General features: G+C 57.1%; 22 protein-coding genes and 1 riboswitch. Of the genes, 2 read left to right on the top strand and 20 right to left on the bottom strand.

Annotation, left to right across the window (positions count from 1 at the left end; genetic code table 11):
• Nucleotides 1–8: 8 nt before the first annotated feature.
• The 6 genes from VXJ35_RS00605 to VXJ35_RS00580 all read right to left on the bottom strand — a co-directional run bounded on the left by VXJ35_RS00605 (nt 9) and on the right by VXJ35_RS00580 (nt 7809).
• Entirely contained in the window at nt 9–1187 is a 1179-nt protein-coding gene (locus VXJ35_RS00605) for an HAF repeat-containing protein (RefSeq protein WP_064020064.1), read from the bottom strand.
• Nucleotides 1188–1265: 78 nt separating this feature from the next.
• Nucleotides 1266–2150, bottom strand: coding sequence for a hypothetical protein (locus VXJ35_RS00600; protein ID WP_064020063.1), 885 nt, complete (start codon nt 2148–2150; stop codon nt 1266–1268).
• A gap of 73 nt (nt 2151–2223) precedes the next feature.
• Nucleotides 2224–2299: riboswitch (cyclic di-GMP riboswitch) on the bottom strand.
• Between the two features lie 230 nt (nt 2300–2529).
• Entirely contained in the window at nt 2530–4995 is a 2466-nt protein-coding gene (locus VXJ35_RS00595; RefSeq protein WP_064020062.1) for a TonB-dependent receptor, read from the bottom strand.
• Between the two features lie 14 nt (nt 4996–5009).
• Complete coding sequence (locus VXJ35_RS00590) at nt 5010–5969, bottom strand: FecR family protein (protein WP_269454934.1); 960 nt, start codon at nt 5967–5969, stop codon at nt 5010–5012.
• A 100-nt stretch (nt 5970–6069) separates the two neighbouring features.
• Nucleotides 6070–6591 (bottom strand): RNA polymerase sigma factor, encoded by a 522-nt coding sequence (locus VXJ35_RS00585; RefSeq protein WP_064020060.1) that lies wholly within the window; start codon nt 6589–6591, stop codon nt 6070–6072.
• Nucleotides 6592–6807: 216 nt separating this feature from the next.
• Nucleotides 6808–7809, bottom strand: coding sequence for a hypothetical protein (locus VXJ35_RS00580; protein ID WP_064023304.1), 1002 nt, complete (start codon nt 7807–7809; stop codon nt 6808–6810).
• 339 nt (nt 7810–8148) lie between these two features.
• Between VXJ35_RS00580 and VXJ35_RS00575 the strand changes: the two genes are divergently transcribed.
• Complete coding sequence (locus VXJ35_RS00575; protein WP_054760827.1) at nt 8149–9474, top strand: LytS/YhcK type 5TM receptor domain-containing protein; 1326 nt, start codon at nt 8149–8151, stop codon at nt 9472–9474.
• Entirely contained in the window at nt 9468–10262 is a 795-nt protein-coding gene (locus VXJ35_RS00570) for a LytTR family DNA-binding domain-containing protein (RefSeq protein WP_064020059.1), read from the top strand. The genes VXJ35_RS00575 and VXJ35_RS00570 overlap by 7 nt, the downstream gene beginning before the upstream one ends.
• Nucleotides 10263–10411: 149 nt before the next feature.
• Here the strand turns inward: VXJ35_RS00570 and VXJ35_RS00565 are convergent, their stop codons facing one another.
• From VXJ35_RS00565 to VXJ35_RS00500, 14 genes are all read right to left on the bottom strand, one after another.
• On the bottom strand, nt 10412–10906 hold the full coding sequence (locus VXJ35_RS00565) for a GNAT family N-acetyltransferase (protein WP_064020058.1): 495 nt from the start codon (nt 10904–10906) through the stop codon (nt 10412–10414).
• A 247-nt stretch (nt 10907–11153) separates the two neighbouring features.
• Nucleotides 11154–13052 (bottom strand): diguanylate cyclase domain-containing protein, encoded by a 1899-nt coding sequence (locus VXJ35_RS00560; RefSeq protein ID WP_064020057.1) that lies wholly within the window; start codon nt 13050–13052, stop codon nt 11154–11156.
• Nucleotides 13045–13497 carry a nucleoside deaminase gene (locus tag VXJ35_RS00555; protein ID WP_064020056.1) on the bottom strand — a complete coding sequence of 151 codons (453 nt, stop codon included), beginning with the start codon at nt 13495–13497 and terminating at the stop codon, nt 13045–13047. The genes VXJ35_RS00560 and VXJ35_RS00555 overlap by 8 nt, the downstream gene beginning before the upstream one ends.
• Before the next feature lie 249 nt (nt 13498–13746).
• Nucleotides 13747–15582: a glutamine--fructose-6-phosphate transaminase (isomerizing) gene (gene glmS, locus VXJ35_RS00550; protein WP_064020055.1), complete on the bottom strand. Its 1836-nt coding sequence runs from the start codon at nt 15580–15582 to the stop codon at nt 13747–13749.
• Nucleotides 15582–17006, bottom strand: a complete 1425-nt coding sequence (gene glmU / locus VXJ35_RS00545; RefSeq protein WP_064020054.1) for a bifunctional UDP-N-acetylglucosamine diphosphorylase/glucosamine-1-phosphate N-acetyltransferase GlmU — start codon at nt 17004–17006, stop codon at nt 15582–15584. The genes glmS and glmU overlap by 1 nt, the downstream gene beginning before the upstream one ends.
• Before the next feature lie 71 nt (nt 17007–17077).
• Nucleotides 17078–17500, bottom strand: a complete 423-nt coding sequence (locus VXJ35_RS00540) for a F0F1 ATP synthase subunit epsilon (protein ID WP_054760818.1) — start codon at nt 17498–17500, stop codon at nt 17078–17080.
• 24 nt (nt 17501–17524) lie between these two features.
• Nucleotides 17525–18898 carry a F0F1 ATP synthase subunit beta gene (gene atpD / locus VXJ35_RS00535; protein WP_054760816.1) on the bottom strand — a complete coding sequence of 458 codons (1374 nt, stop codon included), beginning with the start codon at nt 18896–18898 and terminating at the stop codon, nt 17525–17527.
• A gap of 45 nt (nt 18899–18943) precedes the next feature.
• Nucleotides 18944–19807, bottom strand: a complete 864-nt coding sequence (gene atpG, locus VXJ35_RS00530) for a F0F1 ATP synthase subunit gamma (RefSeq protein ID WP_064020053.1) — start codon at nt 19805–19807, stop codon at nt 18944–18946.
• 11 nt (nt 19808–19818) lie between these two features.
• Nucleotides 19819–21360 carry a F0F1 ATP synthase subunit alpha gene (gene atpA / locus VXJ35_RS00525; protein ID WP_064020052.1) on the bottom strand — a complete coding sequence of 514 codons (1542 nt, stop codon included), beginning with the start codon at nt 21358–21360 and terminating at the stop codon, nt 19819–19821.
• 21 nt (nt 21361–21381) lie between these two features.
• The gene (locus tag VXJ35_RS00520) at nt 21382–21912 is read right to left on the bottom strand and encodes a F0F1 ATP synthase subunit delta (RefSeq protein ID WP_054760812.1); all 531 of its coding nucleotides are present in this window, start codon (nt 21910–21912) and stop codon (nt 21382–21384) included.
• Between the two features lie 3 nt (nt 21913–21915).
• Nucleotides 21916–22389 carry a F0F1 ATP synthase subunit B gene (locus tag VXJ35_RS00515; RefSeq protein WP_054760810.1) on the bottom strand — a complete coding sequence of 158 codons (474 nt, stop codon included), beginning with the start codon at nt 22387–22389 and terminating at the stop codon, nt 21916–21918.
• A 100-nt stretch (nt 22390–22489) separates the two neighbouring features.
• Nucleotides 22490–22774 carry a F0F1 ATP synthase subunit C gene (gene atpE, locus VXJ35_RS00510; protein ID WP_020484117.1) on the bottom strand — a complete coding sequence of 95 codons (285 nt, stop codon included), beginning with the start codon at nt 22772–22774 and terminating at the stop codon, nt 22490–22492.
• Nucleotides 22775–22816: 42 nt separating this feature from the next.
• The gene (gene atpB, locus VXJ35_RS00505) at nt 22817–23581 is read right to left on the bottom strand and encodes a F0F1 ATP synthase subunit A (RefSeq protein WP_054760845.1); all 765 of its coding nucleotides are present in this window, start codon (nt 23579–23581) and stop codon (nt 22817–22819) included.
• A 19-nt stretch (nt 23582–23600) separates the two neighbouring features.
• Nucleotides 23601–23969, bottom strand: coding sequence for an ATP synthase subunit I (locus VXJ35_RS00500; protein WP_064020051.1), 369 nt, complete (start codon nt 23967–23969; stop codon nt 23601–23603).
• Nucleotides 23970–24136: the final 167 nt, after the last annotated feature.

Genomic DNA, 24136 nt, shown 5'->3' with positions numbered 1-24136 from the left:
AGCGGCGCTCAGACGTTGGCGGGCTTGCGCCGCGCCGCTCCGGCAAAGCCCGCCAGCACCGACCCGAACAACCAGACCGCGCCCGGCAGCGGCACTGCGGTTGGCGCCAGGAGGTAGGCATGGCCTTCAGTAATGCCCAGCAGGCTGTTTTTGGCATTGCCGACGATCCAGCCTTGGCTGTTGATACCGGTCGCCTCGGTCAAAATCCAACCCGCTGCCGCCACGCTCGGCTCCAGCAAGCTATTCAGGTCGATGGCCGAGCCGCCGCTCCATAACGCGGCACGTTGGCTGCCATCGGCCAAATTGCTCCAACCGACGATTGCGCCGCCATCGTTGATCGCCAGCGCCCGGCTTTCCAAACCGCCCAAGGTACCCAAATCGATTGCGCTGCCAGCGCTCCAAAGTGCGGCATGGCGTTCGGCATCGCCGGTGAGGTCGCTCCAACCCACGATTTGGCCGGCATTGTTGATCGCCAACGCATTGCTCTCGCTACCGCCCAAGGTACCGAGATCGGCAACGCCGGCGTTGTTCAGATTCCAGACTGCCGCGTGGCGGAATTCATCGCCGTCGAGATAGCTGCTGCCGACAGCTTGCCCGGCATTATTGATGCCGTTGCCTTCGCTGGAAGCCCCGCCCAGTGTTGCCAACACGGTGGGATTGACGCTGTTGTTCCACGATACCGCTTTGGTGGCGCTTTCGTCGGCAGTAACCGAAGTACCGATCACTTGGCCGGCGTCGTTGATGCCGGTAGCTATACTCCAACGTCTATCGTTCGGATCGGTCGCACCGCCCAAATCGTTCAAATCGGTTCGGGTGCTGCCGTTCCAGACTGCCGCGTGGATATAGCCGACGAAGGCACGAGACGAGCCGCCGGCTATGGTTCCGGCCGAGTTGATGGCCCAACCACCGTTGAAACGGCCCGGATCGGAGATCAGGTTCAGCGTGGCGCCGTTCCAGCGCGAAAGAACCCAACCCTGGTCTTCGCTGGGCGTGCCCAGGCTGTTGATGCCGGTGGTTTGGTTGGCGTTATTGATCGCGTTGGCAGATGAATACGGACCGCCGGCGGTGCCGAGGTCGGTAAAACCATAGTCGGCGGCGTGGGCCGGGGCGGCCAGACAGCCGCATACGGCCAAGGCCAGTGCGGCGCGCAGTTTCAGGACGGAAGCGGGTAATGTTGGAGAACTCATGTGTAATTCCTTTAAAGATTTTTAATCGAGTAATGCCGGTCCGGCGTGAGCGGACATAGCGACTAGCCGAGTAGCCTGTTAGAGCGGCCGCGCTTTGCGTTTTTTAGCGGCGCCAAACAATGCCAGCGCGCTGCCGAACAGCCAGACCGCACCCGGCACCGGTACCGCGGCCGGCGTCAGGCTGAAGCTGCCCAATACGCCTCGGTTGGCATTGTTGGCCTGGCTGGTATAGACCGCGCCGCCGACAAATACCGTGTAACTGCCGGGTGCCAGATTGCTGAACAACTTGGATACCGATCCGTCTTGCAAGCCGTCGCCGCCGGGAATCGGGTAGGCGTTGCCGTCCGCTAACGGCGAATTGGCGGCCGGCAAGGTCTGGCTACCGTCGTAGGCGCTGCCTATGTATTCGAAACGGCTGGGCGATGCGGCGCCGGGATCGGGGTCGTTGGTGATATTCCAACTGGTTAGCGATCTGAAGGAACCTTCCGTCGCCGTGCAGCCCGGTGTCGCTGCGCAATCGGCGACCCTGAGCAATTCCGACCCCACCGAATAGTCGTGGTCGGAACCGACGGCACCCGAGTGGGGCGAGCCCAAGTAGAGAGAAAAGCCGGGAACCATGCCGTTAATGCCGAACGCATTCGCTTTCTTATCGAACTGCAGCAGGACATTGGCGCGGCCGGTCAAGGTAAACGCAAACGCTGCCAGTTTATGGGTGTCGGCCCAATCGGCGTCGGCGCCGTCGGCCCAGCCGTAGTTGCCGACCACTCCGCTGTTCAACGAAATCGGCGCCACGGCCGAGGCGCCATCGAAGGTGCCGAAATTGACCGGGATGATGTGCGCCGTGGCCGGCGTCGACGATATGGCGCCCAGTAACAGCGCTAACGGGATTTTTCTGTCGAAACCCGAACCCGCTGCGGCACCGAAGCGATGCCGCGGATTCGATTGCGCTTTAGAGATAGTCATAGTTTGTATGCCTTGATGTTGGGATTGCGGTATCGATAGCCTTCCGGCTATCGGCCTCGTCCTCGGTCGTCCGAGCGGCAACCGGGCTGTCTGAAACAGACCCCATGGCTTTCCGGCCCCGTCTCGCGGCGGGTGTGGCTTTGCCGTCGTCCGTGACGCGGGTTAAGCGCCTAACGCCGCTAAATTGCCGAACGGTCGGCAGCGGATTGCGCGCTTATCCCGAAACGGCCTGTAGCTGGCCGTCATCGTTTAGGACGACGGCGACCGGGAAAGTCCCAAAATTTTTTTTACAAAGCGTTTGTGCCGGCGAGCGGCTGTCGATTGAGCCGGAACTTAGGAATGTATCGGACGGCGTATTGCGGGGTTAGCGAAGGCGGGTTCAATACTCGACGCGGAATGCGCCGAGAAACGTGCGCGGCGCGCCGAAGAAAATATCGTAGCCGGTGTTGCTGCCGACGAAATAATACTTGTCGAACGCGTTCTCGACATTCAGTTGCGCGGTCAGCTTGCTATGGCCGAGTTTCAGCGAATAGGCCGCCATCACGTTGGCCGACACATACCCGGGAACCTGGTAGTCGTTGGCTTGATTGCCTTGGCGCTGGCCGACGGCATTACAGCCGGCGCCCAGTTTCAAATGTGCGAACGGGCCGCTCTGGAATTCGAAGCTGGTAAACAGGCTGCCCGAGTGGCGCGGAGCGTTGGGCAGCCGGTGGCCCTGGTCGCCGCTGCCGCTGCTGCCGCCGGTATCGCGAACGATTTCGGCAAACATCAAATAGCTGTAACCACCAACGATGCGCCAGCCCGGTAACGGTTCGCCGCTGATTTCCAGTTCCGCACCGCGGCTTTGCGCCGCGCCGATGGCCGTCGACAGTTGCGGATTGACCGGGTCCGACACGGCCGCATGCTGTTTGCTCAGATCGAAATAAGCGGCGCTGGCGAAAAATTTGCCGTTTGCCAACTCGGTCTTGGCTCCCAGCTCCCATTGCTGCGCGGTTTGCGCCGGCAACATCCCACCGGCGCCGTTGCGGCCGTTCTGAGCGCCGAAATTCTCGCTGTAATTGGCATAAAGCGACAATTCGGGCAACGCCCGCCACAACAGGCCGCCGCGCGGACTGACTCGGTGTTCGTCGCCTGCGATCGCGTTCAGCAAGCGGTCTAACTGGTTGGCTTGATCGAAACGCAAACCGCCCAAAACAAACACCCGGTAAGGCATTTCGATCTGGTCCTGCAGGTACAAGCCGAACCAGGACGTGCTGGTGTCGACGGCAAAAAAGGTTCCGCGGGCGGAATCGATGCCGTCGAAGCCGATAGGGCTATAGATCGGAGCGAAGACGTTGAAGCTGCCCGGTAAAAAACGTACGTCAAACGGATCGCTATCGTCGGCACGATAGTAATCGCCGCCTAACAGTAGCGTATGTTTCAGCCCCGCCGTGGCGACGCGGCCGGTTAGCTGTAGCGAGGTAAAGAAATTGTCCGAACGGGGCCGTTGCCGACCGAGGCCGCGCCGGATATTGCCGGCGGCATCGGCGGGACCGGTAAAAAAGGCGTTTTCGATCTCCGCGCGAATCGAGTGGTAGTAAAAACGTTGCGACAGTTGCCAAAAATCGTTGAACTCGTGCGACCAATTGTAACCGGCCAACATCCGATAGCCGCGATTGCCCAGGAAATCCGGCTCGTCGGTGTTACGGCTGCGGGCTACCGCGGCCGGGCGATTGCCTAGCGGCGGAATCGCCGCCCCGGGCGATTCGTCAAACCCCTGATATTCGAATTCGGTAGTGAACTGGCTGCGCGGGTTCGGTTGCCATTTCAACACCGGGGCGACAAACAAGCGGTCGCTGGCGACGAAGTCGGTAAACGAGCCGGCATTTTCGTAAGCGGCGTTGAAACGGTAGAGCACATTGCCGCTGCTAGCGGCCGGACCGGTCGCGTCGAGGCTGGTCCGGTAATAGTCGAACGAGCCGAACTGCTGCTGCACAGCGTAATACGGCTTGGCCGAAGGCTGTTTGGTGACCATGTTGACGATGCCGCCGGGTTCGGCGCGGCCGAACAGGATCGAGCCGGGGCCTTTCAGTACTTCCAGCCGCTCCAGATTGGCCGGGTCGCGTTTGCTGGAAAAACCGTTGGAATAGGCCTGCGGAAACGGGCTGCCGTCGCGGTAGGCCAAAATGCCGTTACCGGTGCTGAAACCGCGCATGGTATAGCTGTCGCGCAGCAAGGCGCTCGACGCCTCCGGCAACACGCCGGCAACCAGTTGCAGCGCCTGGTCGAGGCGAACGGCTTGGCGGTCGAGCAAGACCTGCCGGGTAACGCCCGCTACCGAAAACGGCGTTTCCATCAGCGCAGTGTCGGTTTTAGTGGCGGTAACGGAATTCTCCAGCCGGTAATCCTGATTCGCCGGATTGCCCGGCGGCTCGGTGCGCCTGCCGACCACGGTGAAGTCGGGAAGGCTGGCATCCCCAGTCGCGGCGGTTGCCGCATGATGCAGCAGAACGCTGTTGTCGGCGCTAATCGTAAAACCAAGACCGCTGCCGGCCAGAATTTTTGCCAATGCTTGGCTCGGCTTCAGCCGGCCGCTGGCGCCGGACGAATTCAGGCCCGCCGTCAGTTGGCCGTCGGCAACGATCTGCAGACCGGATTGCAGCGAGAATTCGACCAGCGCCCGATCCAAAGCCTGGGCCGCGATATGGCAGGCGAAGTCAACGTCGAGCACGCTGCCGGCCACTGCGTCATAAGCCGGCAGAGCCAGCAATGCCGGCAATAACAAGCGGTGCCAGGCCGTTGTTCGGTCTCCGGGCGGCGCAGCTGTAAGCGGGCCTGCCGGATTTTGCCCGGGAATCTGGGGCATATGCGTGCCCGGCGTCAGCCCAGCAACACCCAAAAACCGGCCAGCCGGCGGGCGCGGACATTCAGTGTTTGTTCCAGTGCCGAAACGGCGTCATCCGGACGGTCGACGGCGAATACCGCCGTGATCGGCCGCCGGGCTAGCGCCGGATCGGTCAACACCAGCTTGTCGCCGCGGTAACGGTTCAGCTCTTCGACCGCTTCGGCCAACGGCGTTTGTACGAATACGATGCGCCCCTGCTGCCAAGCCAGGCTGCGGCTCAAATCGACCGGTTCCAGGCCGGCGGCCCGGCCGTCGCGGTAAACGGCGGTCTGGCCCGGCGCCAAGGCCAAAATCGGATCGGTATTGCGGACCGTGCTGGTTTCCACTCGCCCCTCGGCCACGCTGATGCTGACTTCCGCGGCGGCCCGTTTAACGGCGAATTCTGTGCCGGTCACTTTGGCGCGGGTATCGCCGGCGATTACCCAAAAAGGGCGTTCCGCGGCGTGTGCGACTTGGAAGTAGGCTTCCCCGCGCAATAATTCGACGCGGCGCTGGTTCGCCTGCAACGATACCTTCAGCGCTGTATCGGTATTCAATACCACTGTCGAGTCGTCCGCCAGCGCAATCCGGCGTTGTTCGCCGGCGACGGTATGGTAATCGGCCTGTCGGTTTTGCCACCAATCCGACTGCAGCACTCCGGCCAGCAACAACAGGCTGGCGGCTACCGCAGCCGGTATCCGCACCAAAAGCCGTTTGCGGCGGTTGACGTTGGCGGAGTGTAGGTTGCGGCTCGGCGTCGGGCCGGCATCGCCGGCATGTTCGGCCCGCAAGGCTTTGGCCGGCGCTTCCAGTTCGGCGAACAGGAGTTGCACGGCATCCCAGGCCGCGGCGTGTTGCGGCGAGGCGTTGAGCCAGGCGACGAAGGCTACGCGTTGCTGCTTATCGGCGTTGTCGGCGCGCAAGCGAAAGAACCAGCCGCTGGCGGCGGCGAACAGGTCTTCCTGTTCGGGTAAAGGCGTGTGAGGCTCGATGGGGGGAACTCCGATTGGACTGGCGGAAACGGCGGCGATAGCGGTTCGGCCATTTAAGCAGCGTTCATGGTTTTGTCAAAAAGTTTCTGCACTGCATTAGCGCCTGATGCAGGTGGTGTTCGACGTTACGCTCGGAGATGTTCAGGCGGAGGGCGATTTGTTTGTAACTGAGTTCGTCGGCCCGGTATAGCAAAAAGATTTCCCGGGTCTTGTTCGGCAGGCTGGCGATCGCGCGCTGCAGTTGTTGTTCGACGCAGCGCTTGGCGATAACGGCCTCCGGGTCGGGTTTATGGTCGGGCATGTTATCGTCCAAGGCTACGAATTCGCGCTCCCGGTCCCGCTTGGCGGCGCGTAAATGGTCGCGGGCCAGATTGCTGGCGATAGTAAACAGAAAGGCATTCAGATCGAGGATGGCGGCTTGCGGGGTCTGTTTTAAAAATCGAAAGTAGGTTTCTTGGGCCAGTTCCTCGGCATTTTCGCGGGAGTGGACCATGTAGTACAGATAGTTGGTCAACTGCTCATGGCGTTCGTTGAAAAAGGCAGTCAAATCGGGAGCGGGTGCGAGCTTGTCGCCAAATAATGCCATGCCGGTGCAATATCAAGTAACTGGACTTGGTTGACGAGCATTATTTATACCAAACGTACCGTTGCGGCTTGTGCGGGTTAACGGCCAGACCGGCTGAGGCAAATGCCTCGGCCGTTGCGGGATATGCCGTAAAAATTGGTTTCGCCGCGCCACTCGCCAATGGCCGGCGGCAGTTATGGCGACCGGCTTGGCCGAACCGTTGCGTGCGTACTGGTCTCAGGGCCGGAATGCGGCGAACGGCCGTTGGCAGGTATAAGGCTCTAGACCTTGGCAAAGCCCCCAAAAACTGCCGAAGAGGCCTTCGCTGCCCGGTTTCCAGTTTTCGGAAAAGGCTTCGAACACGACGCCGGACCAGCCGCGTTCCGCCAGTTTCTCGAAGGTGGTGCGCACGACCAAGGCCTGATTTTCCGGATTGGCGATGCCGCAACGTTGGCCGGTATGGCGATTGCTTTCCGAGCCGCCGGCCGGGCCGTTCGGCCAGCCGAATTCGGTGATGACGACGTCTTTGCCGGGATAGGTCCGGCGCAGTTCCTCGACCCGAGCGATATGGAAAGCGGCGGCCTGTTCAGCGCTGGTGCAGGCATGGATCGGCGAAAATTTGTTCTCCCACCACGGAAAAATATTGGTGCCTATCCAATCGACTTTGTCGGCAAACAGAGTCGGCCGGCAGTTCAGGCTGCGGTCGCACCATTCCCACCAGGTATCGATGGTCGTGATCGGCTGGCGGACGCCGGCCTGGCGCAAACTGTCGATACAGCGCAAAATTTCGCCGTCGAAACGGTTGCCGTGGCGGGTGCGGACCTCCGAACCGCAACTCAACGCGATAATCGTGTCCGGATAGGATTTGGCGGTATCGATGCCTGCCGCGATGGAGCGGGTATTCATCGCCGCATCCCTGTCCAGCCAAACGATGGCGATGACTTTTAAGTGCCGCGCTTGGGCCGAGGCGAACACTTGCCCCAGGCCGTTGATGACGCCGTAAGTCATGATGCAGCGGAACGGCGTTTGTTCGATCAACTGATCGAGCAAACCGTCGATTAGCTGCCTGGACGGCGGCGGCCCGTATTCCGGCGTCAGGTTGCCGACGTAAGGGCTGAACGCTGCGCATTGCAGGGGTTCTGCGAATAGCGGCCGCTGCGGCGATGGCTGGGAAATCTGCGCTTGCGCGAACTCGGCGAGAAGCAGTTGCGAAAACAACAAAAGTAATAAACGTGTCATGGTGCCTCCGATATAGGTTGCTGTGCTGCGGCCGCTTTTCGCTCCGCGTTTGCCGGTTTTGTCGCGTACCCGGTGTTTTGTCTCAGCCGCGCCAGCAGTATTTCCCAACGGCAGCCCAACGCCAGCGCGACCCGGCCAAAAGGCGGCAATCGATGTTCAAACGCCGGGAAACGGTGGCGAAATCCGGAAGCGGCCTTGCCGACAGCGGAAGGCGAGCCCCAGTCGGGTTTTAATGTTGCGTTAAGCCGGCTTTGATGAAGTCGTAGCCCGATTATGGCCCGGCGCGATGCCGGTGACCGGGAACGGAATAGCCATTAACATGCAAAACACGGACAAGCCATGCACTATCCAATCGGCAGCGACATGCTGTTCCACTGGCTGGACAATACCGCGCAACTGTCGCAACGGGTCTGCGTGGTGTTGATTGCCGCGCACGTATCGATCCGGATCGACTGGCTCAGGCAGGCCTTGCGCGGCGACAGCCACCTGTGGCGCAACCGCTTGGTGTGTTCGGCGTTTTTCGGAATCTTCGCGATGATCGGCACCCACAGCGGTTTCTTGCTGGACGTTCACCAATTGGGCAAGCATATTGCCTGGCCGGCGGAGTTGTCGGATGCGCTGAAGCATTCGCAGGCAGTGATCGGCTTCCGCGACTTGATGGTGTTGGCGGCCGGCGTGACGGCAGGGCCCTGGATCGGTTTCGGCGCCGGCGTCGCTGCCGGCGGCGAACGTTACTTGTTGGGCGGTTTCGCCGGCGAAGCCAGCGCAGCGGCGACCGTGCTGCAAGGGGTTTGGGCCGGATTGGCGGTTCGATTCTGGCCGGTATTGGCCAGACGCCTGCGCGGCGCCGCTTTCATCGCCCTGGTGGGGACGCTGATGCAGAAAGCGGTGCTGTTGGCGCTGGTATCGCCCTATGCCGACGCGCTGGCCTTAGTGGTGGAAACCGCGCTGCCGGTGGCGGTCGTCAATACCTTCGGCCTATTGCTGTTTTTGTTCGTGATGCAGGATCTGGAGCGCGACCGTCTGGCCAATCAGGCCCGCCAGGCCGAACTGCGGGCATTGAACGCGCAAATCGAACCGCATTTCATGAACAACACATTGAATGCGATCAAGGCCTTGATCCGGCGCGATCCCGACGCCGCGGCGCAGTACGTCGTCAAGCTGGCGCGGTTTCTGGACGACACCCGCACCAATACCGGCGCCAATTCGATCTCGCTGCAACAGGAAATTACCCAGGTCGAACGCTATCTGGATTTCCAACGCCTACGTTTCCCGGAGGCGTTTCAATTTCAACGCAATATCTCGCCGCAACTGTTGCCGTGCCAGTTGCCGCCGCGTTGCCTGCAAACTCTGGCCGAAAACGCCTTGCTGCACGGTATGCAAGGCCAAAACCGGCCGTTGAAAATCGACATCATCGGCGTCGACCACGGCGAAACGCTGACGTTGCGGGTCAGCGATACCGGTTGCGGCATCGCCGCACCGCGCCTGAAAGAACTGGGCAGCCGGCCGGTCGAGTCGGCGGCCGGCAACGGTAGCGGCCTGTACCAGCTCAAGCGCAGCCTGAAATTGGCCTTTCCGCGCCAATCCAACCTGGCCATCAACAGTTGGCCGGGCCACGGTACCGAAGTCATATTGACCATTCCGAAGAGGACCGCCACATGGTAGCCACACAACGCGTATTGCTGGTCGACGACGAATATCTAGCGCGCGACGAACTGAAAGATATTTTGCGGCGCCGGCATCCGGATTTCGAGCCGGTCGCCGAAGCCGCCAACGCCCGCGAGGCTTGGGCCGCGTTGCAGCGGGAACAAATCGGCGGCGTGTTTCTGGACATTCATATCCAGACCGAAGGCGAACGCGCCGGGCTGGATCTGGCATATGCCATCAACAATCTGCCGGCCGCACCGTGGATCGTATTTATCACCGGCCATCCGCAAACCGCCGTCGAGGCGCACCGGCTGCATCCGGCCCACTATCTGTTAAAGCCGCTGGACGACGCTAAGGTCGACGAAGCCTTGAGCTGGATTCGGCGCCAAGTGGCACGGGCGGTGTTCGGCGCCGACCCGCTACCGCAACGCATCAAAATCCGCCACCGCATCGTTAACCGCTTCGACGAACGCGAAACCCATGTCGAATACGTGGACCCGCGCGAAATCGTATTCATCGCCAAAAACAACGCCGCCAACAGTTTGCGCATCCAGCTCAGTAACGGCACGGCTTTGGACGGGGTTTACGGCGCACTGAAGGAGTGGGAGCACAAATACCCAGGGCTGGGCTTGTTACAAATCCACCGCAGCCATTTGGTGAATATCCGTCAAGTCCGCAGCTTGCGGCCGCGGCCGGGAGAGAACGAAGTGTATAAAGTCGCGCTGAAGGATTCGGCGCACGAACTCGCGGTCGGTCCGGAATATCTGGAAACGTTGCGGCAGAAAATGGAGGTTGGGTTGCGGTAACCGAGCCCGGCCGTGAAACTTCGCTCGGCTTTGTGGCGCAGGATTGCGAGCCGTCTACTAAAGGGTAACCCGACCGGTTTATTTCGGCTTCCGCATAAGATGCGTAATGGTCGAACAAGGCGGCCACGATTTGCGGGAGCCGGGCATTGTCAGACTCTCGCCATGTAATATTCGTCGAATAGCCGGCCGCCTATCTCGAGCGAGCCGGTTCTGACGCCCTCAATCGCGATGCCGAATTTCCGGTACAGCGCCAATGCCGCGACGTTGTCAGTGCGTACGGTCAGTTCGATACGCGAGATGCCGCTGGCAGCGGCTTGTTCGATAGCGGCTGCCATCAGCTTTGCACCCGCGCCTCGCCGCCAATGGGCTTGTGCGACCCCGACCACCAGGGAGGCCATATGGGCGCTGCGGCGTTGTTGGTTGCCCACCAGCACGCAAAATCCGACCAATTCGTCCGCCGTTTCGGCGACGAACATGAAGCGGCCGCCAGTATTGGCAAAAGCTTCGATAATGGCCACTTGTTCCGACTCTGTGGTTTGGCGTTCTCCCGGCTCGAACAGCATGAAATCAGACTCGTAATCCAACTTGGAAAACAAACTCAACAGAGCTCTAGCGTCGCCGTTTACAGCGTATCGTATGATCATTGCTTAATTTTGACCGAGTTAGGGGTTCGTAGGTTTAAAGACTTTCGGGCCACCCAAAGTACTGCCGGAAGCTTCCCCGTCTCCACGAGAAGTTTTTTCGCGGGTATCCGGACTAACTTCGACCAACGTCCGTTTACCAAATCGTGGCCTGGTTCGATGGCAGCGACAAAGGCAACTTGTTGCTCAGGGTAGTCTAAAAACCAGCGCGGAAGCACCGCGCGAACGATCTCAATTTTGTCACGAAAACTTAGTCCAATTCGCCGCGTTTTGCCTGGTACATATTCTGATCGGCTTCGTTAATCAACAGATCGATATCGTCAGCGTCATCCGGATAAAGACTGATGCCAATGCTGGCGGTGACCGTAACCGGATGAGAATTGAGCGTCAGCGGTTTGGCGATCGTACGCTGCAAAATATCGGCGACGCGTTGCGCGTTTTCTCGCCCGCCGATGTCCTGCAAAATGACTAAAAACTCGTCGCCGGCCAATCTGCCCGCATAGTCGCAGTTGCGGATGACGTGTGACAGGCGCTTGGCCGTGGCTTGCAACAACATGTCTCCGATATTGTGGCCGAGGCGGTCGTTGACGGCTTTAAAGCCGTCTAAGTCCAGGAACAGAATTGCGAGCTTGGTTTTTTGGCGCGCGGCTACAGCCAGCGATTGCTTGATCAGCTCTAATATGAGCGCCCGGTTAGGCAGAGACGTGAGTTGGTCGTAATGCGCAGCCTGTTCCAATTGCTGCTCCAGATGCTTCTGTTCGGTGATGTCGCGTGCCATGCAGAGGATAAAGTTGGCGCGATTCTTGGCGTCTTGAAACGGCGCATTCAGCCATTCGCACAGAATTTCGCTGCCGTCTCGCCTGAGGTTGAGATTTTCGCAGCGTACGACCTTATGCCGTCGAATCACCTCGGCCAGTTTTTGCTCCACATCCGCGCAGTAATGGGGTGCAACGATGCTCATGATATTTTTGCCCAGCATCTCGCTGCTGCGCCAAAGAAAGGTCTTTTCCGCCTCCGTATTCCAGCTTTTGATAAGGCAACGTTCGTCGAGTACGATCAGGCTCAACGGTGCATGCTCGAACATGGTATTCAGCCGATTTTCATTGATGCTGGCCCGACGGTAGAAACGAAACAGGACGACCGACAGCAGGCTCATTAGCGCCAATCCCACCGCGCCGTAATACAGCGTTGTTCTCAACTTGCTCAGATCGGCTTCGCTGTCGGGAAAGTAGAGCATGGCTTCGACATCGAAATTTTCCGGTAGCAGTCCGAGTTGATGATAGGTTTGCGCAATGTGTTGCCACCGGCCTTTGTTCATGTAACCGGGATCGATTAAGTCCGGTTTCATCAGTTCGGCCATTGCCGCCGCTTCGTAACGTAAATGTTCGATGCTGTGGCGTTGCGAATATTGCTGGTAAATGAGTTGAACGAGTTCCTCCGGGTTCTGCATCGCGTAACGCCAGCCGCGCAAAGTTGCTTCCCGAAAGGCTTTGACCCGCTCGGGCTTGGTCTGGAGTTCGCTATCCAGCGTAAAAAAATTGTCGCCGTAAAAATCGATGCCGCTCATGTTCGGGCTGAATTGGTTATAGGCGATGCGTTGCCGTTTCAGCTCGTAGAGTTCGTCAGTGACGTAAACCGACATGGCATCGGTTTCGCCGGATAAGAGATCGTTTAAATCCTGGCTATGGTGTTGCAACGCAAAGGCTCTGGGCGTGAAGCCCTCCTGATAAAGATAGGCAAACAGTTCGGCGGAGTTGGCTTCTATCATCACCTTGCGATCGACCAACTTGTGGACATGGTCTATGCCCGACGAGGCCAGGGTAATCAAGCTTAGCGGCGAGTGTTGAAAAATCACGCCTAACACCCTGATGTTAGCGCCGCGATAACGATTCAATATCAATTCGCTGGTGCCGACGCCGAATTGAGCACGGCCGGCAGCCACTTCACTCACCGGGTCGGTACCGGTTTCCGCCTCCACGATGTTTACATCCAGGCCGGCTTCCCGGTAAAAACCCTTTTCCTTGGCGGCGTAGTAACCGGCAAATTGAAACTGGTGTTTCCATTTCAGTTGCAAGCTGACTTTGTCCGGTTCGGCGGCCGAGGCCGCAAGACCGGACAGCAGCAGCCAAAACAGCAATACTCTAGCCATGCCGGCATTCGCCGATGTCTTCGAACCAAATGTGCGGCGACTCTGCAATGAAGCGCCGCATCAGCGCTTTGCAGCGCTCGTCGTCCATTTCGACGACGGTCACGCCGGCTTCCCGCAACCAATCCAGGTGGCCCGCGAAATTTTCCGATTCGCCTATCACCACAGTGCCGATGTTGAACTGGCGGATCAGGCCCGAGCAATACCAGCAGGGCGCCAGTGTGGTCACCAAAATCTTGTCGCGGTAGTTGGTTTGCCGGCCGGCCTTGCGAAAGGCATCGGTTTCGCCGTGAACCGACGGATCGTTATCCTGCACTCGGCGGTTGCGGCCGCGTCCCAACAAATTGCCGCCGGCATCGAACAAGGCGGCGCCGACCGGGACACCGCCTTCTTCGAATCCGGTGAGGGCTTCCTGATATGCAATCTTCAATAGGCTATCGTAGTTCATCTGGGTACTCCGAAACTGGGACGCAGCGGCGTCGGAACTTGTAAAACCACATTATGCCGTATCGCCTTCGCCTGATAAGCCTCGATTGTCGGACCGACGTCAAACTAATGAACACCGATCTCTTCGGCAAGTTCCAGCCGCTTTTGCCACCATTGACTGGCAAATAAAAAGGGCTTGCCGAACCTTATTCGACAAACCCTTAAATTTCCCCTTTACTGCTACGGAATCCCGTCCGTCGAATTCGCCGCGCTATTCCACCGTGACCGACTTGGCCAAGTTCCTGGGCTGGTCGACGTCGGTGCCTTTCAGTACGGCGACGTGGTAGGACAGCAGTTGCAGCGGTATCGTGTAGATGATCGGCGAGATGGCGTTGGCGACGCTGGGCATTTTGACGATTTGCACGTTCTCGTCGGCGGCATCGCTTTCGGCCAAGTCCTCGTCCATGAACACGATCAACTGCCCGCCGCGGGCGCTGACTTCCTGGATGTTGGATTTCAGCTTTTCCAGCAAATTGTTGTTGGGCGCGACCGTGACCACCGGCATTTCGGCGTCGATCAAGGCCAGCGGGCCGTGTTTCAATTCGCCGGCCGGATAGGCTTCGGCATGGATATAGGAAATCTCCTTCAGCTTCAACGCGCCTTCCATCGCGATCGGGTAATGGGTGCCGCGACCGAGGAACAGCGCGTTATGCTTGTCGGCGAAACGCTGCGACAACAGTTCGATGGCGTTATCCAGCTTCAGCACTTTTTCGATGTTGCCGGGCAGGGCGAACAGTTGCGAAACGATGTGTTCCTCTTTCTCGGCGCTGAGTTCGAAGCGGCGGCCGACCGCGATAATCAGCATCAACAAGGCCACCAACTGGGTGGTAAAGGCCTTGGTCGAAGCCACGCCGATTTCCGGGCCGGCGCGGGTCATCAACACCAATTCCGATTCACGTACCAGCGAGCTTTCCGGGGCGTTGCAGATCACCAGCGAGTGCTTGACACCGAGTTTTTTGGCTTCCTGCAAGGCGGCCAGCGTGTCGGCGGTTTCGCCGGATTGGGAAATGGTCACGACCAAGGTATCCGGCGCCACGACCGGATTACGGTAGCGGAATTCGCTGGCGATTTCGATCGAGCAGGGCACACGGGCGTATTTTTCGAACCAGTAGCGGGCGACCAAGCCGGAATGGTAACTGGTGCCGCAGGCCAGGATCAGCACCGACTTGATTTGGTCGAATACTTCGCCGGCGTTGTGGCCGAAGGCGTTGTCCTGCAGGCGGTTGTCGATGAAGCGGCCTTCCAGCGTTTCCGACACCGCCCAGGCTTGCTCGTAGATTTCCTTGAGCATGTAGTGGCGGTACTTGCCTTTGTCGACCGCGTCGGCCTTGAGCTGGCTTTCGATGACAGGGCGTACCACGCGGCGGCCGGCCTCGTCGAAGATGGTGACGCCATTGATGGTCAATTCGGCGATGTCGCCGTCTTCCAGGAAGATGAAACGTTGCGTGACCGGTAACAAGGCGGCGATGTCCGAGGCGATGAAGTATTCGCCGATACCGATGCCGATCACCAGCGGACTGCCTTTGCGGCAGGCAACCAGCACGTCCGGTTGTTCGCTGTCGATCACGCCCAGCGCATAGGCGCCGCGCAGGCTTTTCACGGTTTTACCGACCGCGTCGAGCAAACTGCCGGCTGCCTTCAGTTCTTCGGCAACCTTGTGCACGATAACTTCGGTATCGGTCTCCGAGGTGAACACGTAGCCGTTTTTCTGCAACGCGGTGCGCAGGTTATCGTGGTTTTCGATGATGCCGTTATGCACCACCGCCACTCTGTCCTTGCTGACATGAGGATGGGCATTGCGGGTGCTGGGCTTGCCGTGGGTAGCCCAACGGGTGTGGGCGATGCCGATGCGGCCTTCGATCGGGTCGGCCGCGATCAATTCTTCCAATCCTTTGACTTTGCCCAGTTCGCGTTTTCTGAATATTTCGCCGCTGTGAAGCACGGCAAGTCCTGCCGAGTCGTAGCCGCGGTATTCCAGACGCTTCAAACCTTCAATCAAAATCGGGACCACGTTGCGCTGAGCAACGCCTGCGACTATGCCACACATTATTCTTTCTCCGACCGACAGGGATGTTGGGAGTGCGGAAGATTGTCGGGAACAATCTCCGCCTGTTTAACCGGTCTTTGCCAATTCGGCACGCTAAGCTGTTTAGCGCGGCTCAGCGTCAATTGGCCGTCGGGCGTGTCTTTGGTGATGGTGGAGCCCGCGCCTATCGTGGCGTTTTTGCCAACCGTCACCGGCGCGATCAATTGGGTATCGGAACCGATAAACGCGCCGTCGCCGATCACGGTTTTAAATTTATTGACGCCATCGTAATTGCAGGTGATGGTCCCGGCGCCAATATTGACCTTGCTACCGACTTCGCTATCGCCAATATAGCTCAAGTGGTTGATCTTGCTAGCGCTGGCGACTGTGGATTTTTTGATTTCGACGAAATTGCCGACATGCACATGGTCGGCCAACTTGGTTTGCGGCCGCAAGCGGGCGAACGGACCGATCCGGCTGCCGCTGCCGATGCTGGCGTCTTCGATGACGCTGTTAGCCAAGATTTCCACACCCTCGGCAATCGTCGCATCCTTGATCAGACAATTCGGTCCGATTTTGACGTTGGAGCCGATCCGATTCGTACCTTGAAAAATAACGTTGACGTCGATATCGATGTCTTGGCCGAGTTCGGCAAATTCGCCGCGGACGTCGATACGAGCGGGATCGCGTAGCGTAACGCCATTTTCCATCAGCATTTGCGCTTGCTCGGCCTGATAGACCCGCTCCAGATGGGCAAGTTGCGCCCGGTTGTTGACGCCGAGCACTTCGTCGGCACTGCCGGCTTGACTGGTTTCGACGGTCAAACCGTCTTCCACCGCCATTTCGATGATGTCGGTCAGGTAATATTCGTTTTGCGCGTTGTTATTGCCGAGTCTGGCCAGCCATTGCTTGAGTTGGCTGCCCTTGCAAGCCAGAATGCCGGTATTGCCTTCGTTGATTTGCAACTCGATTTCGTTGGCATCTTTCTGCTCGACGATACGCACCACGGCGTGGTCTTTGTCCCGAACAATGCGGCCGTAGCCGGTCGGGTCTTCGAGTTTGACCGTCAATAGCGCCAGCGAGGTCAAGCTGACTTTATGCAGCAAGGCGTGCAGGGTTTTCGGTTTCAGCAACGGTACATCGCCGTACAGAATCAAAACCGTGTCCGGGTCTTCGACGTGGTGAATCGCTTGTTGTACGGCGTGGCCGGTGCCCAGTTGTTGCTTTTGTTCGATCCAGGTGGCATCGAGTGCGGCCAGCGTTTGTTTGACGGTCTCGCCGCCGTGGCCGTAGATGATGTAGATTTGGTTGTTGTCCAGCGAGCGCGCTGTCTCGTAGACGTGTTGCAATAGCGCCTTATCGGCAATTTCGTGCAGTACTTTCGGCCGGGACGAGCGCATCCGCGTACCTTGGCCGGCAGCAAGAATAATGGTTTTTATCGACATCGCTGTTCCTTAAACAAAAAAAGCCCGATAACGTTACGCTATCGGGCTTAAATTTTCACGCAAATCGGATTTTACGCGCCACGCTTTCTGAGTCTGTCCAGAGTTTTCAACTGGTTGACCGCCTGCGCCAACTCGGCTTCGGCAATTGCGTAATCGTATTTGCCGGACTTGTCTTGCAACATTTCTTCCGCTCTGGCTTTGGCTTGCAATGCCGCCGCTTCGTCAATGTCGTGGGCTCTGATCGCGGTTTCGGCCAGCACGGTCACCAAATGCGGCTGCACTTCCAAGAACCCGCCGGACACGAAAAACGCCTGCGATTCTTTGTCGCTGATTTTCACCCTGACTTCGCCGGGCTTCAATTTGGTTATCAACGGCGCATGGCGCGGCGCGATACCGACTTCGCCCAACTCGGCAGGAGCGAACACCATCTCCGCCAAGCCGGAAAAAATTTCCGCCTCGGCGCTGACGATGTCCACATGTATTGTCATTGCCATGTTAAAACTCTCCTATGGGCCGGATTACATGCCTTTGGCTTTTTCGATGGCTTCGTCTATCGTGCCGACCATATAGAAAGCTTGTTCCGGCAAGCTGTCGTACTCGCCGCTGATGATGCCTTTGAAACCGGCTATCGTGTCTTTCAGCGACACGTATTTTCCCGGCGAACCGGTAAATACCTCGGCTACGAAGAACGGTTGCGACAGGAAACGTTGAATTTTCCGGGCACGAGCCACGGTCAATTTGTCTTCTTCCGACAGTTCGTCCATACCCAAGATCGCGATGATGTCGCGCAATTCTTTATAGCGTTGCAGGATACCTTGTACGGTACGCGCGGTTTCGTAGTGTTCCTGACCGATCACCAGCGGGTCCAACTGGCGGCTGGTGGAATCGAGCGGATCGATGGCAGGGTAAATACCCAACTCGGCGATCTGGCGGGACAATACCACGGTCGCGTCCAAGTGAGCGAAAGTAGTGGCTGGCGACGGGTCGGTCAAGTCGTCGGCCGGTACGTATACCGCTTGGATAGAGGTGATAGAACCGGTTTTGGTCGAGGTGATACGTTCCTGCAGTACGCCCATCTCTTCAGCCAGCGTCGGTTGGTAACCTACCGCGGACGGCATCCGGCCCAACAGCGCCGATACTTCGGTACCGGCCAGCGTGTAGCGGTAGATGTTGTCGACGAAAAACAGTACGTCGCGACCTTCGTCGCGGAAGAATTCCGCCATGGTCAGACCGGTCAACGCCACACGCAGACGGTTTCCCGGCGGCTCGTTCATCTGGCCGTAAACCAACGATACTTTGTCGATAACGTTGGAATCGGTCATTTCATGATAGAAGTCGTTACCTTCGCGAGTCCGTTCCCCGACGCCGGCGAATACCGAGTAACCGCTGTGCTCGATCGCGATATTGCGGATCAATTCCATCATGTTGACGGTCTTGCCCACGCCGGCACCGCCGAACAGGCCGACTTTACCGCCTTTGGCGAACGGGCAAACCAGGTCGATAACCTTGATGCCGGTTTCCAACAATTCGTTGGCCGGCGCTTGCTCGTCGTAAGATGGCGCATCGCGATGAATGGTCCATTTTTCTTTCTCGCCGATCGGGCCTTTTTCGTCGATCGCTTCGCCGAGAACGTTCATGATGCGGCCCAGCGTCGCTTGGCCCACCGGTACTTTAATCGCTTCGCCGGTGTTGGTGACATTGACGCCGCGGCTGAGACCGTCGGTGGAACCCATCGCAATGGTCCGCACCACGCCGTCGCCCAATTGTTGTTGAACTTCCAGAACCAGACCGCCCTCGACATTCAACGCGTCATATACTTTCGGCAGGTTATCGCGCGGAAATTCCACGTCGACGACCGCGCCGATGATTTGAACGATTTTACCCAAACTCATTATGTCGTCCTCTATAAAAATCTATCTAAACTTGTCTCGAATGCCTTATACCGCAGCGGCGCCAGCGACGATTTCGGAAATTTCCTGCGTGATCGCAGCCTGTCTGGCTTTGTTGTAGACCAGTTGCAATTCTTTGATGATATTGCCGGCGTTGTCGGAAGCGCTTTTCATCGCCACCATCCGCGCCGCCTGTTCGCAGGCGTTGTTTTCCACCAGACCTTGAAATACCGCCGATTCGACATAGCGGATCAGCAAGCTGTCCAACACGTCTTTCGCGTTAGGTTCGTACAGGTAATCCCACCGGCCCTTGGTCTCTTCGCCCAGCTCGCCAACCGCCACCGGTAACAGCTTCTGCATCACCGGCCTTTGCGTCATGGTGTTGACAAAGTCGTTGCTGAGTAAGAACAGTTCGTCGATATCGCCGTTCGTGAACGCGTCCAGCATGATTTTGATCGGACCGATAATGTCGCTTTGGTGCGGCGTGTCGCCCAACTTCGAAACCTGGCCGACCAGATTGGCGTTGATCATGCTGAAAAACGCAGCACCTTTGCCGCCAATCGCGCAGACATCGACGGCAATGCCTTTGCTTTGCCATTGCTGCATTTCGGCCAGCACTTTTCTGAACAGGTTGGCGTTCAAGCCACCGCATAAACCACGGTCGGAACTCACCACGATAATGCCTACCCGCTTAACCTCCCGCTCGATCATGAACGGATGCTTGTATTCCGGATTGGCTTTGGCCAGATGCCGAATGATCTGACCAATTTTTTTCGAGTAAGGCCGGGTAGCCTGCATACGGTCTTTGGTTTTACGCATCTTACTCGCCGCCACCATCTCCATGGCTCGAGTAATCTTTTGAGTATTTTTGATACTCGCGATTTTTGATCGTATCTCTTTACCAACAGCCATGTGCGAGTCCCTTACCAGCTAGCAGTCTTGACGAAACGCTCGATCGCCGCGTGAATGCCTTTTTGGATATCGTCGTTGTAGTCGCCTTTTTCGTTGATTTTCGCCATCAACTCGGCTTCCTCGTTTCTCATGAAATCCAACAGCGCCGCTTCGAACATACGGACTTGCTTGACTTCCAGGCTATCCAGGAATCCATTGTTTGCCGCATACAGCGAAACGCCCATTTCCGCGACCGACATCGGCGCATATTGGTTTTGCTTCATCAGTTCGGTCACGCGTTGGCCGCGCTCGATTTGTTTGCGGGTGCTCTCGTCCAGGTCGGAAGCGAACTGAGCAAATGCCGCCAATTCGCGGAACTGCGCCAAGTCCAAACGGATACCGCCGCCCAGCTTTTTGATGATCTTGGTTTGCGCCGCACCGCCAACCCGCGATACCGACAAGCCGGCGTTTACGGCCGGACGGATACCGGAGTTGAATAAACCGGTTTCCAGGAATATCTGGCCGTCGGTGATCGAAATCACGTTGGTCGGAACGAAGGCCGAAACGTCGCCGCCTTGGGTTTCGATGATCGGCAATGCGGTCAAGGAACCGGTTTTGCCTTTGACTTTACCGCCGGTCAGTTTTTCGACTTCGTCGGCGTTGATTCGGGCCGCACGTTCCAACAAGCGCGAGTGGATGTAAAACACGTCGCCCGGATACGCCTCGCGTCCCGGCGGCCGGCGCAGCAACAAGGAGATTTGGCGATAGGCCCACGCTTGCTTGGTCAAATCGTCGTAAATGATCAGCGCATCTTGACCGTTGTCGCGGAAGTATTCGCCCATCGAGCAACCGGTGTACGGCGCGATGAACTGCAACGCAGCCGATTCGGAAGCCGATGCCACGACGATGATGGTATGTTCCATCGCGCCGTGTTCTTCCAATTTGCGTACCACATTAGCAATCGACGAACGTTTTTGGCCTATGGCGACATAAATACATTTAATGCCGGTGCCTTTTTGGTTGATGATGGCATCGACGGCAATCGCGGTTTTACCGGTCTGGCGGTCGCCGATGATCAGCTCCCGTTGGCCGCGGCCGACCGGAATCATAGAGTCGATAGATTTCAATCCGATTTGGACCGGTTGGTCTACCGATTGACGGGCAATAACGCCCGGAGCGATTTTTTCGATGGGGGAGGTCAGATTGGTCTCGATCGCGCCTTTGCCGTCGATCGGGTTGCCCAACGCATCGACCACGCGGCCCAACAAGGCTTCGCCGACCGGCACTTCCAAAATACGGCCGGTGCACTTGACGGTGTCGCCTTCGGTAATGTGTTGGTATGCACCCAGCACAACCACACCGACCGAGTCTCTTTCCAGGTTCAAAGCCATGCCGTAAGAGCCGCCAGGAAATTCCAGCATTTCGCCTTGCATTGCTTCAGACAGACCGTGAACCCGAACGATACCGTCGGTAACGCTGACTACGGTGCCCTCGGTGTGGGCCTCGAGATGCGCGTCGAAATTCTCGATCTTCTTCTTGATCAGATCACTTATTTCTGATGGATTTAATTGCATGTTATTTTCCCGCTCTAACTCTTAAAGTCTTTTAGCTAATTGATGAAGCTGGCCTCTGATGGAACCGTCAATGACTTTGTCGCCGGCTTTGGCGAGGATGCCCCCAATTAACGATTTGTCGACAGACACGGACGCGTTGACCTTTTTCTGCAAAAATTTCTCGAGCATGGCGACGTATTTGCCTTGCTCGGCTTTTGTCAAAGCATAAGCGCTTTGCAGCTCGACATTAACGTAACCTTCGTCGTCGGCCTTATACTGTTCGAACATCACCGAAATTTGAGGCAACAAAGGCAATTTGTCGTTCTCGATCAACACTTTGAGAAGATTCTTGGCTTCATCGTGAATTTGATCCTGGCAAATATCCAGTATCAACTGTGCTGTATTCTGTTTGTTGACTCTGGGATTGGCGACGATACCGGCTAAGGCCTCGTCCTGAACCAACAAAGACAAAAACGTTAAAGAATCGGACCAGTTTTGGGCAGCATTGGCTTCTTTGGCCCGCTTAAAAGCGGCCTGAGCGTAAGGTCTTGCTAATGTCGATATTTCAGCCATCGCTTAACCCAATTGTTCCGCCGCTTTACTGATAATGTCCTGGTGCTTGGCCTTGTCGATTTCTTCTTTCAAAATCTGCTCGGCGGCACGCAAAGCCAGAGAGGAAACTTCCTTACGCAAACTTTCCTTGGCGTGCAGCATTTCCTGTTCGATTTGCGCTTTCGCTGCTTCCAACAGGCGCTCGCCTTCTTTTTTAGCTTGTTCCTTGGCTTCTTCGACTAATTGGTTGGCGCGCTTTTGTGCGGCGCTGACGATCTCGGCCGACTGCTCCTTGGCTTCTTTCAAAACGCTTTTGGCTTTCTTTTCGGCCAGTCTGATCTCTTCCTGGCCTTTTTCCGCCGCAGCCAAACCTTCCGCAATTTTGGTTTTGCGCTCTTCCAGAGCAGCAATGATCGGCGGCCAGACATACTTCATGGTGAACCACACCAGAAGCGTGAAAGTGATCATCTGCCCGATCAGAGTAGCATTGATACTCATTGATGCTTTCCTCGTAATGCCGTTGTTAGTCTATCTGTCCGCAGTCGCAATAAACGACACGCAAAAGGCTTACGCCTCAGGTTACAGATGGGTGGGTTAATTAACCTGCAACGGATTGAACGGCAGAAAGGAACGGGTTCGCGAAAGTCAGCATCAGCGCCAAACCTACGCCGATCATGGTTACCGCGTCAAGCAAACCGGCGATGATGAACATTTTGACTTGCAGCATCGGCACCAATTCAGGCTGGCGGGCCGCGCCTTCCAGGAATTTACCGCCCAACAGGCCGAAACCGATAGCAGTACCGATCGCGCCCAAACCTAAAATGATACCGACGGCAATAACGGTGAAGCCTTGAACGTTGGCGATTAATGATGCGAGTTCCATAATGTCTCCTAAAGATTGATATGAATGTAAAAAATAAAACGGTTAGTGGTCTTCGCAGGCCAGACTCAGATAAACGATGGTCAAAACCATGAATATGAAAGCCTGCAAAGTAATGACCAGAATGTGGAATACGGCCCACGGGAAGCCCAGCAAAGGCTGCACGATCGGCGGCAATAATGCGATCAGGATGAACACCAGCTCACCGGCGTAAAGGTTACCGAATAGCCGCAAACCCAAAGAGATCGGTTTAGCCAATTCCTCGACGGTTTTCAGCAGCAGGTTGAACGGCATCATTTTCGGGCCGAACGGGGTGCAAGTCATTTCGTGGGCAAAACCGGCCAAGCCCTTGACTTTGATGCTGTAAAAGAAAATTAGGAAAAACACGCTGATGGACAGCGCGAAGGTGCCGTTCAAATCGGTACTCGGCACCACGCGCATGTATTCCATGCCCATCAGGCTACCGATCATCGGCAACAAATCTACCGGCAGCATATCCATCGCATTCCACAGAAATACCCAGCAGAAGATGGTCAGCGCCAACGGCGCGATCAACGCGCTACGGCCGTGAAAACTGTCCTTGACCTGCGTATCGACGAATTCGACCAGCATTTCGGCAATATTTTGCGCCAGTCCCGGCACGCCGGAGGTTGCCCGCTCGGCAACCGACTTAAAAAACAAAATGAACAATCCGCCCAAAAATACGGAAAAAAACAAGGTATCCAGATGCAATGTCCAAAATCCTTCACCAACCGATAACGGAGTTAAGTGATGGACTATATAACCGGTTGCGCCGCCTTCACTAGCCATTTTGCCTCTCAATTCAAAACTAACCGCGCCAATAAAAAAGCGCGAACCAAAAAACCGACAACACTGCGATATAACCCACCAACAGCGTTAAAAAATTAATCCAAGGGATTTGCAATACCATCGCGAACAAGGCCGCCGTCAGCAACAGCTTGACCGTCTCACCGGCATAAAACGCCTTGAGGATGCCGGACGCATCCCGATACCGGGCGAGATAGACTTTGTATGCAAAATAAAGATTAGGAATCAAGGCCACGCCACCGCCGATCAGCGGCGACATTGCGGATTTCCAGCCGCCCATCAATAAAAATCCCGACGCCACTGCCGTAGCCATCAGGACCTGCGCATACAACACCCGTCTGACAGTTGAAAACGAATTTTCGACTGTCATAAATATCTCCTTGACCGTTAAGCGCGGCGATTATATCCAGCCACCGCCGTTTACGCAAGGTAAGGCCGCCATTCAGCTCGGGCCGAGCCGAAGCTAAGGCTTTGAAGCGCAATCAAGAATTCAAAACCCGGACAGGACTGTCCGACAATGCCCCGACAATAAAAGCA

This window comes from Methylomonas sp. DH-1, from assembly GCF_046097555.1.
GTDB lineage: Bacteria > Pseudomonadota > Gammaproteobacteria > Methylococcales > Methylomonadaceae > Methylomonas > Methylomonas koyamae.
The sequence above is the reverse complement of the archived record's forward strand: the minus strand, read 5'-3'. Positions and strand labels throughout refer to the sequence as shown.

Bases quoted from the DNA above. Each gene is read 5' to 3' on its own strand.
- VXJ35_RS00605 (WP_064020064.1), bottom strand. From the start codon at position 1,187: ATGAGTTCTCCAACATTACCCGCTTCCGTCCTGAAACTGCGCGCCGCA.
- VXJ35_RS00600 (WP_064020063.1), bottom strand. From the start codon at position 2,150: ATGACTATCTCTAAAGCGCAATCGAATCCGCGGCATCGCTTCGGTGCC.
- VXJ35_RS00595 (WP_064020062.1), bottom strand. From the start codon at position 4,995: ATGCCCCAGATTCCCGGGCAAAATCCGGCAGGCCCGCTTACAGCTGCG.
- VXJ35_RS00585 (WP_064020060.1), bottom strand. From the start codon at position 6,591: ATGGCATTATTTGGCGACAAGCTCGCACCCGCTCCCGATTTGACTGCC.
- VXJ35_RS00580 (WP_064023304.1), bottom strand. From the start codon at position 7,809: ATGACACGTTTATTACTTTTGTTGTTTTCGCAACTGCTTCTCGCCGAG.
- VXJ35_RS00575 (WP_054760827.1), top strand. From the start codon at position 8,149: ATGCACTATCCAATCGGCAGCGACATGCTGTTCCACTGGCTGGACAAT.
- VXJ35_RS00570 (WP_064020059.1), top strand. From the start codon at position 9,468: ATGGTAGCCACACAACGCGTATTGCTGGTCGACGACGAATATCTAGCG.
- VXJ35_RS00565 (WP_064020058.1), bottom strand. From the start codon at position 10,906: ATGATCATACGATACGCTGTAAACGGCGACGCTAGAGCTCTGTTGAGT.
- VXJ35_RS00560 (WP_064020057.1), bottom strand. From the start codon at position 13,052: ATGGCTAGAGTATTGCTGTTTTGGCTGCTGCTGTCCGGTCTTGCGGCC.
- VXJ35_RS00555 (WP_064020056.1), bottom strand. From the start codon at position 13,497: ATGAACTACGATAGCCTATTGAAGATTGCATATCAGGAAGCCCTCACC.
- glmS (WP_064020055.1), bottom strand. From the start codon at position 15,582: ATGTGTGGCATAGTCGCAGGCGTTGCTCAGCGCAACGTGGTCCCGATT.
- glmU (WP_064020054.1), bottom strand. From the start codon at position 17,006: ATGTCGATAAAAACCATTATTCTTGCTGCCGGCCAAGGTACGCGGATG.
- VXJ35_RS00540 (WP_054760818.1), bottom strand. From the start codon at position 17,500: ATGGCAATGACAATACATGTGGACATCGTCAGCGCCGAGGCGGAAATT.
- atpD (WP_054760816.1), bottom strand. From the start codon at position 18,898: ATGAGTTTGGGTAAAATCGTTCAAATCATCGGCGCGGTCGTCGACGTG.
- atpG (WP_064020053.1), bottom strand. From the start codon at position 19,807: ATGGCTGTTGGTAAAGAGATACGATCAAAAATCGCGAGTATCAAAAAT.
- atpA (WP_064020052.1), bottom strand. From the start codon at position 21,360: ATGCAATTAAATCCATCAGAAATAAGTGATCTGATCAAGAAGAAGATC.
- VXJ35_RS00520 (WP_054760812.1), bottom strand. From the start codon at position 21,912: ATGGCTGAAATATCGACATTAGCAAGACCTTACGCTCAGGCCGCTTTT.
- VXJ35_RS00515 (WP_054760810.1), bottom strand. From the start codon at position 22,389: ATGAGTATCAATGCTACTCTGATCGGGCAGATGATCACTTTCACGCTT.
- atpE (WP_020484117.1), bottom strand. From the start codon at position 22,774: ATGGAACTCGCATCATTAATCGCCAACGTTCAAGGCTTCACCGTTATT.
- atpB (WP_054760845.1), bottom strand. From the start codon at position 23,581: ATGGCTAGTGAAGGCGGCGCAACCGGTTATATAGTCCATCACTTAACT.
- VXJ35_RS00500 (WP_064020051.1), bottom strand. From the start codon at position 23,969: ATGACAGTCGAAAATTCGTTTTCAACTGTCAGACGGGTGTTGTATGCG.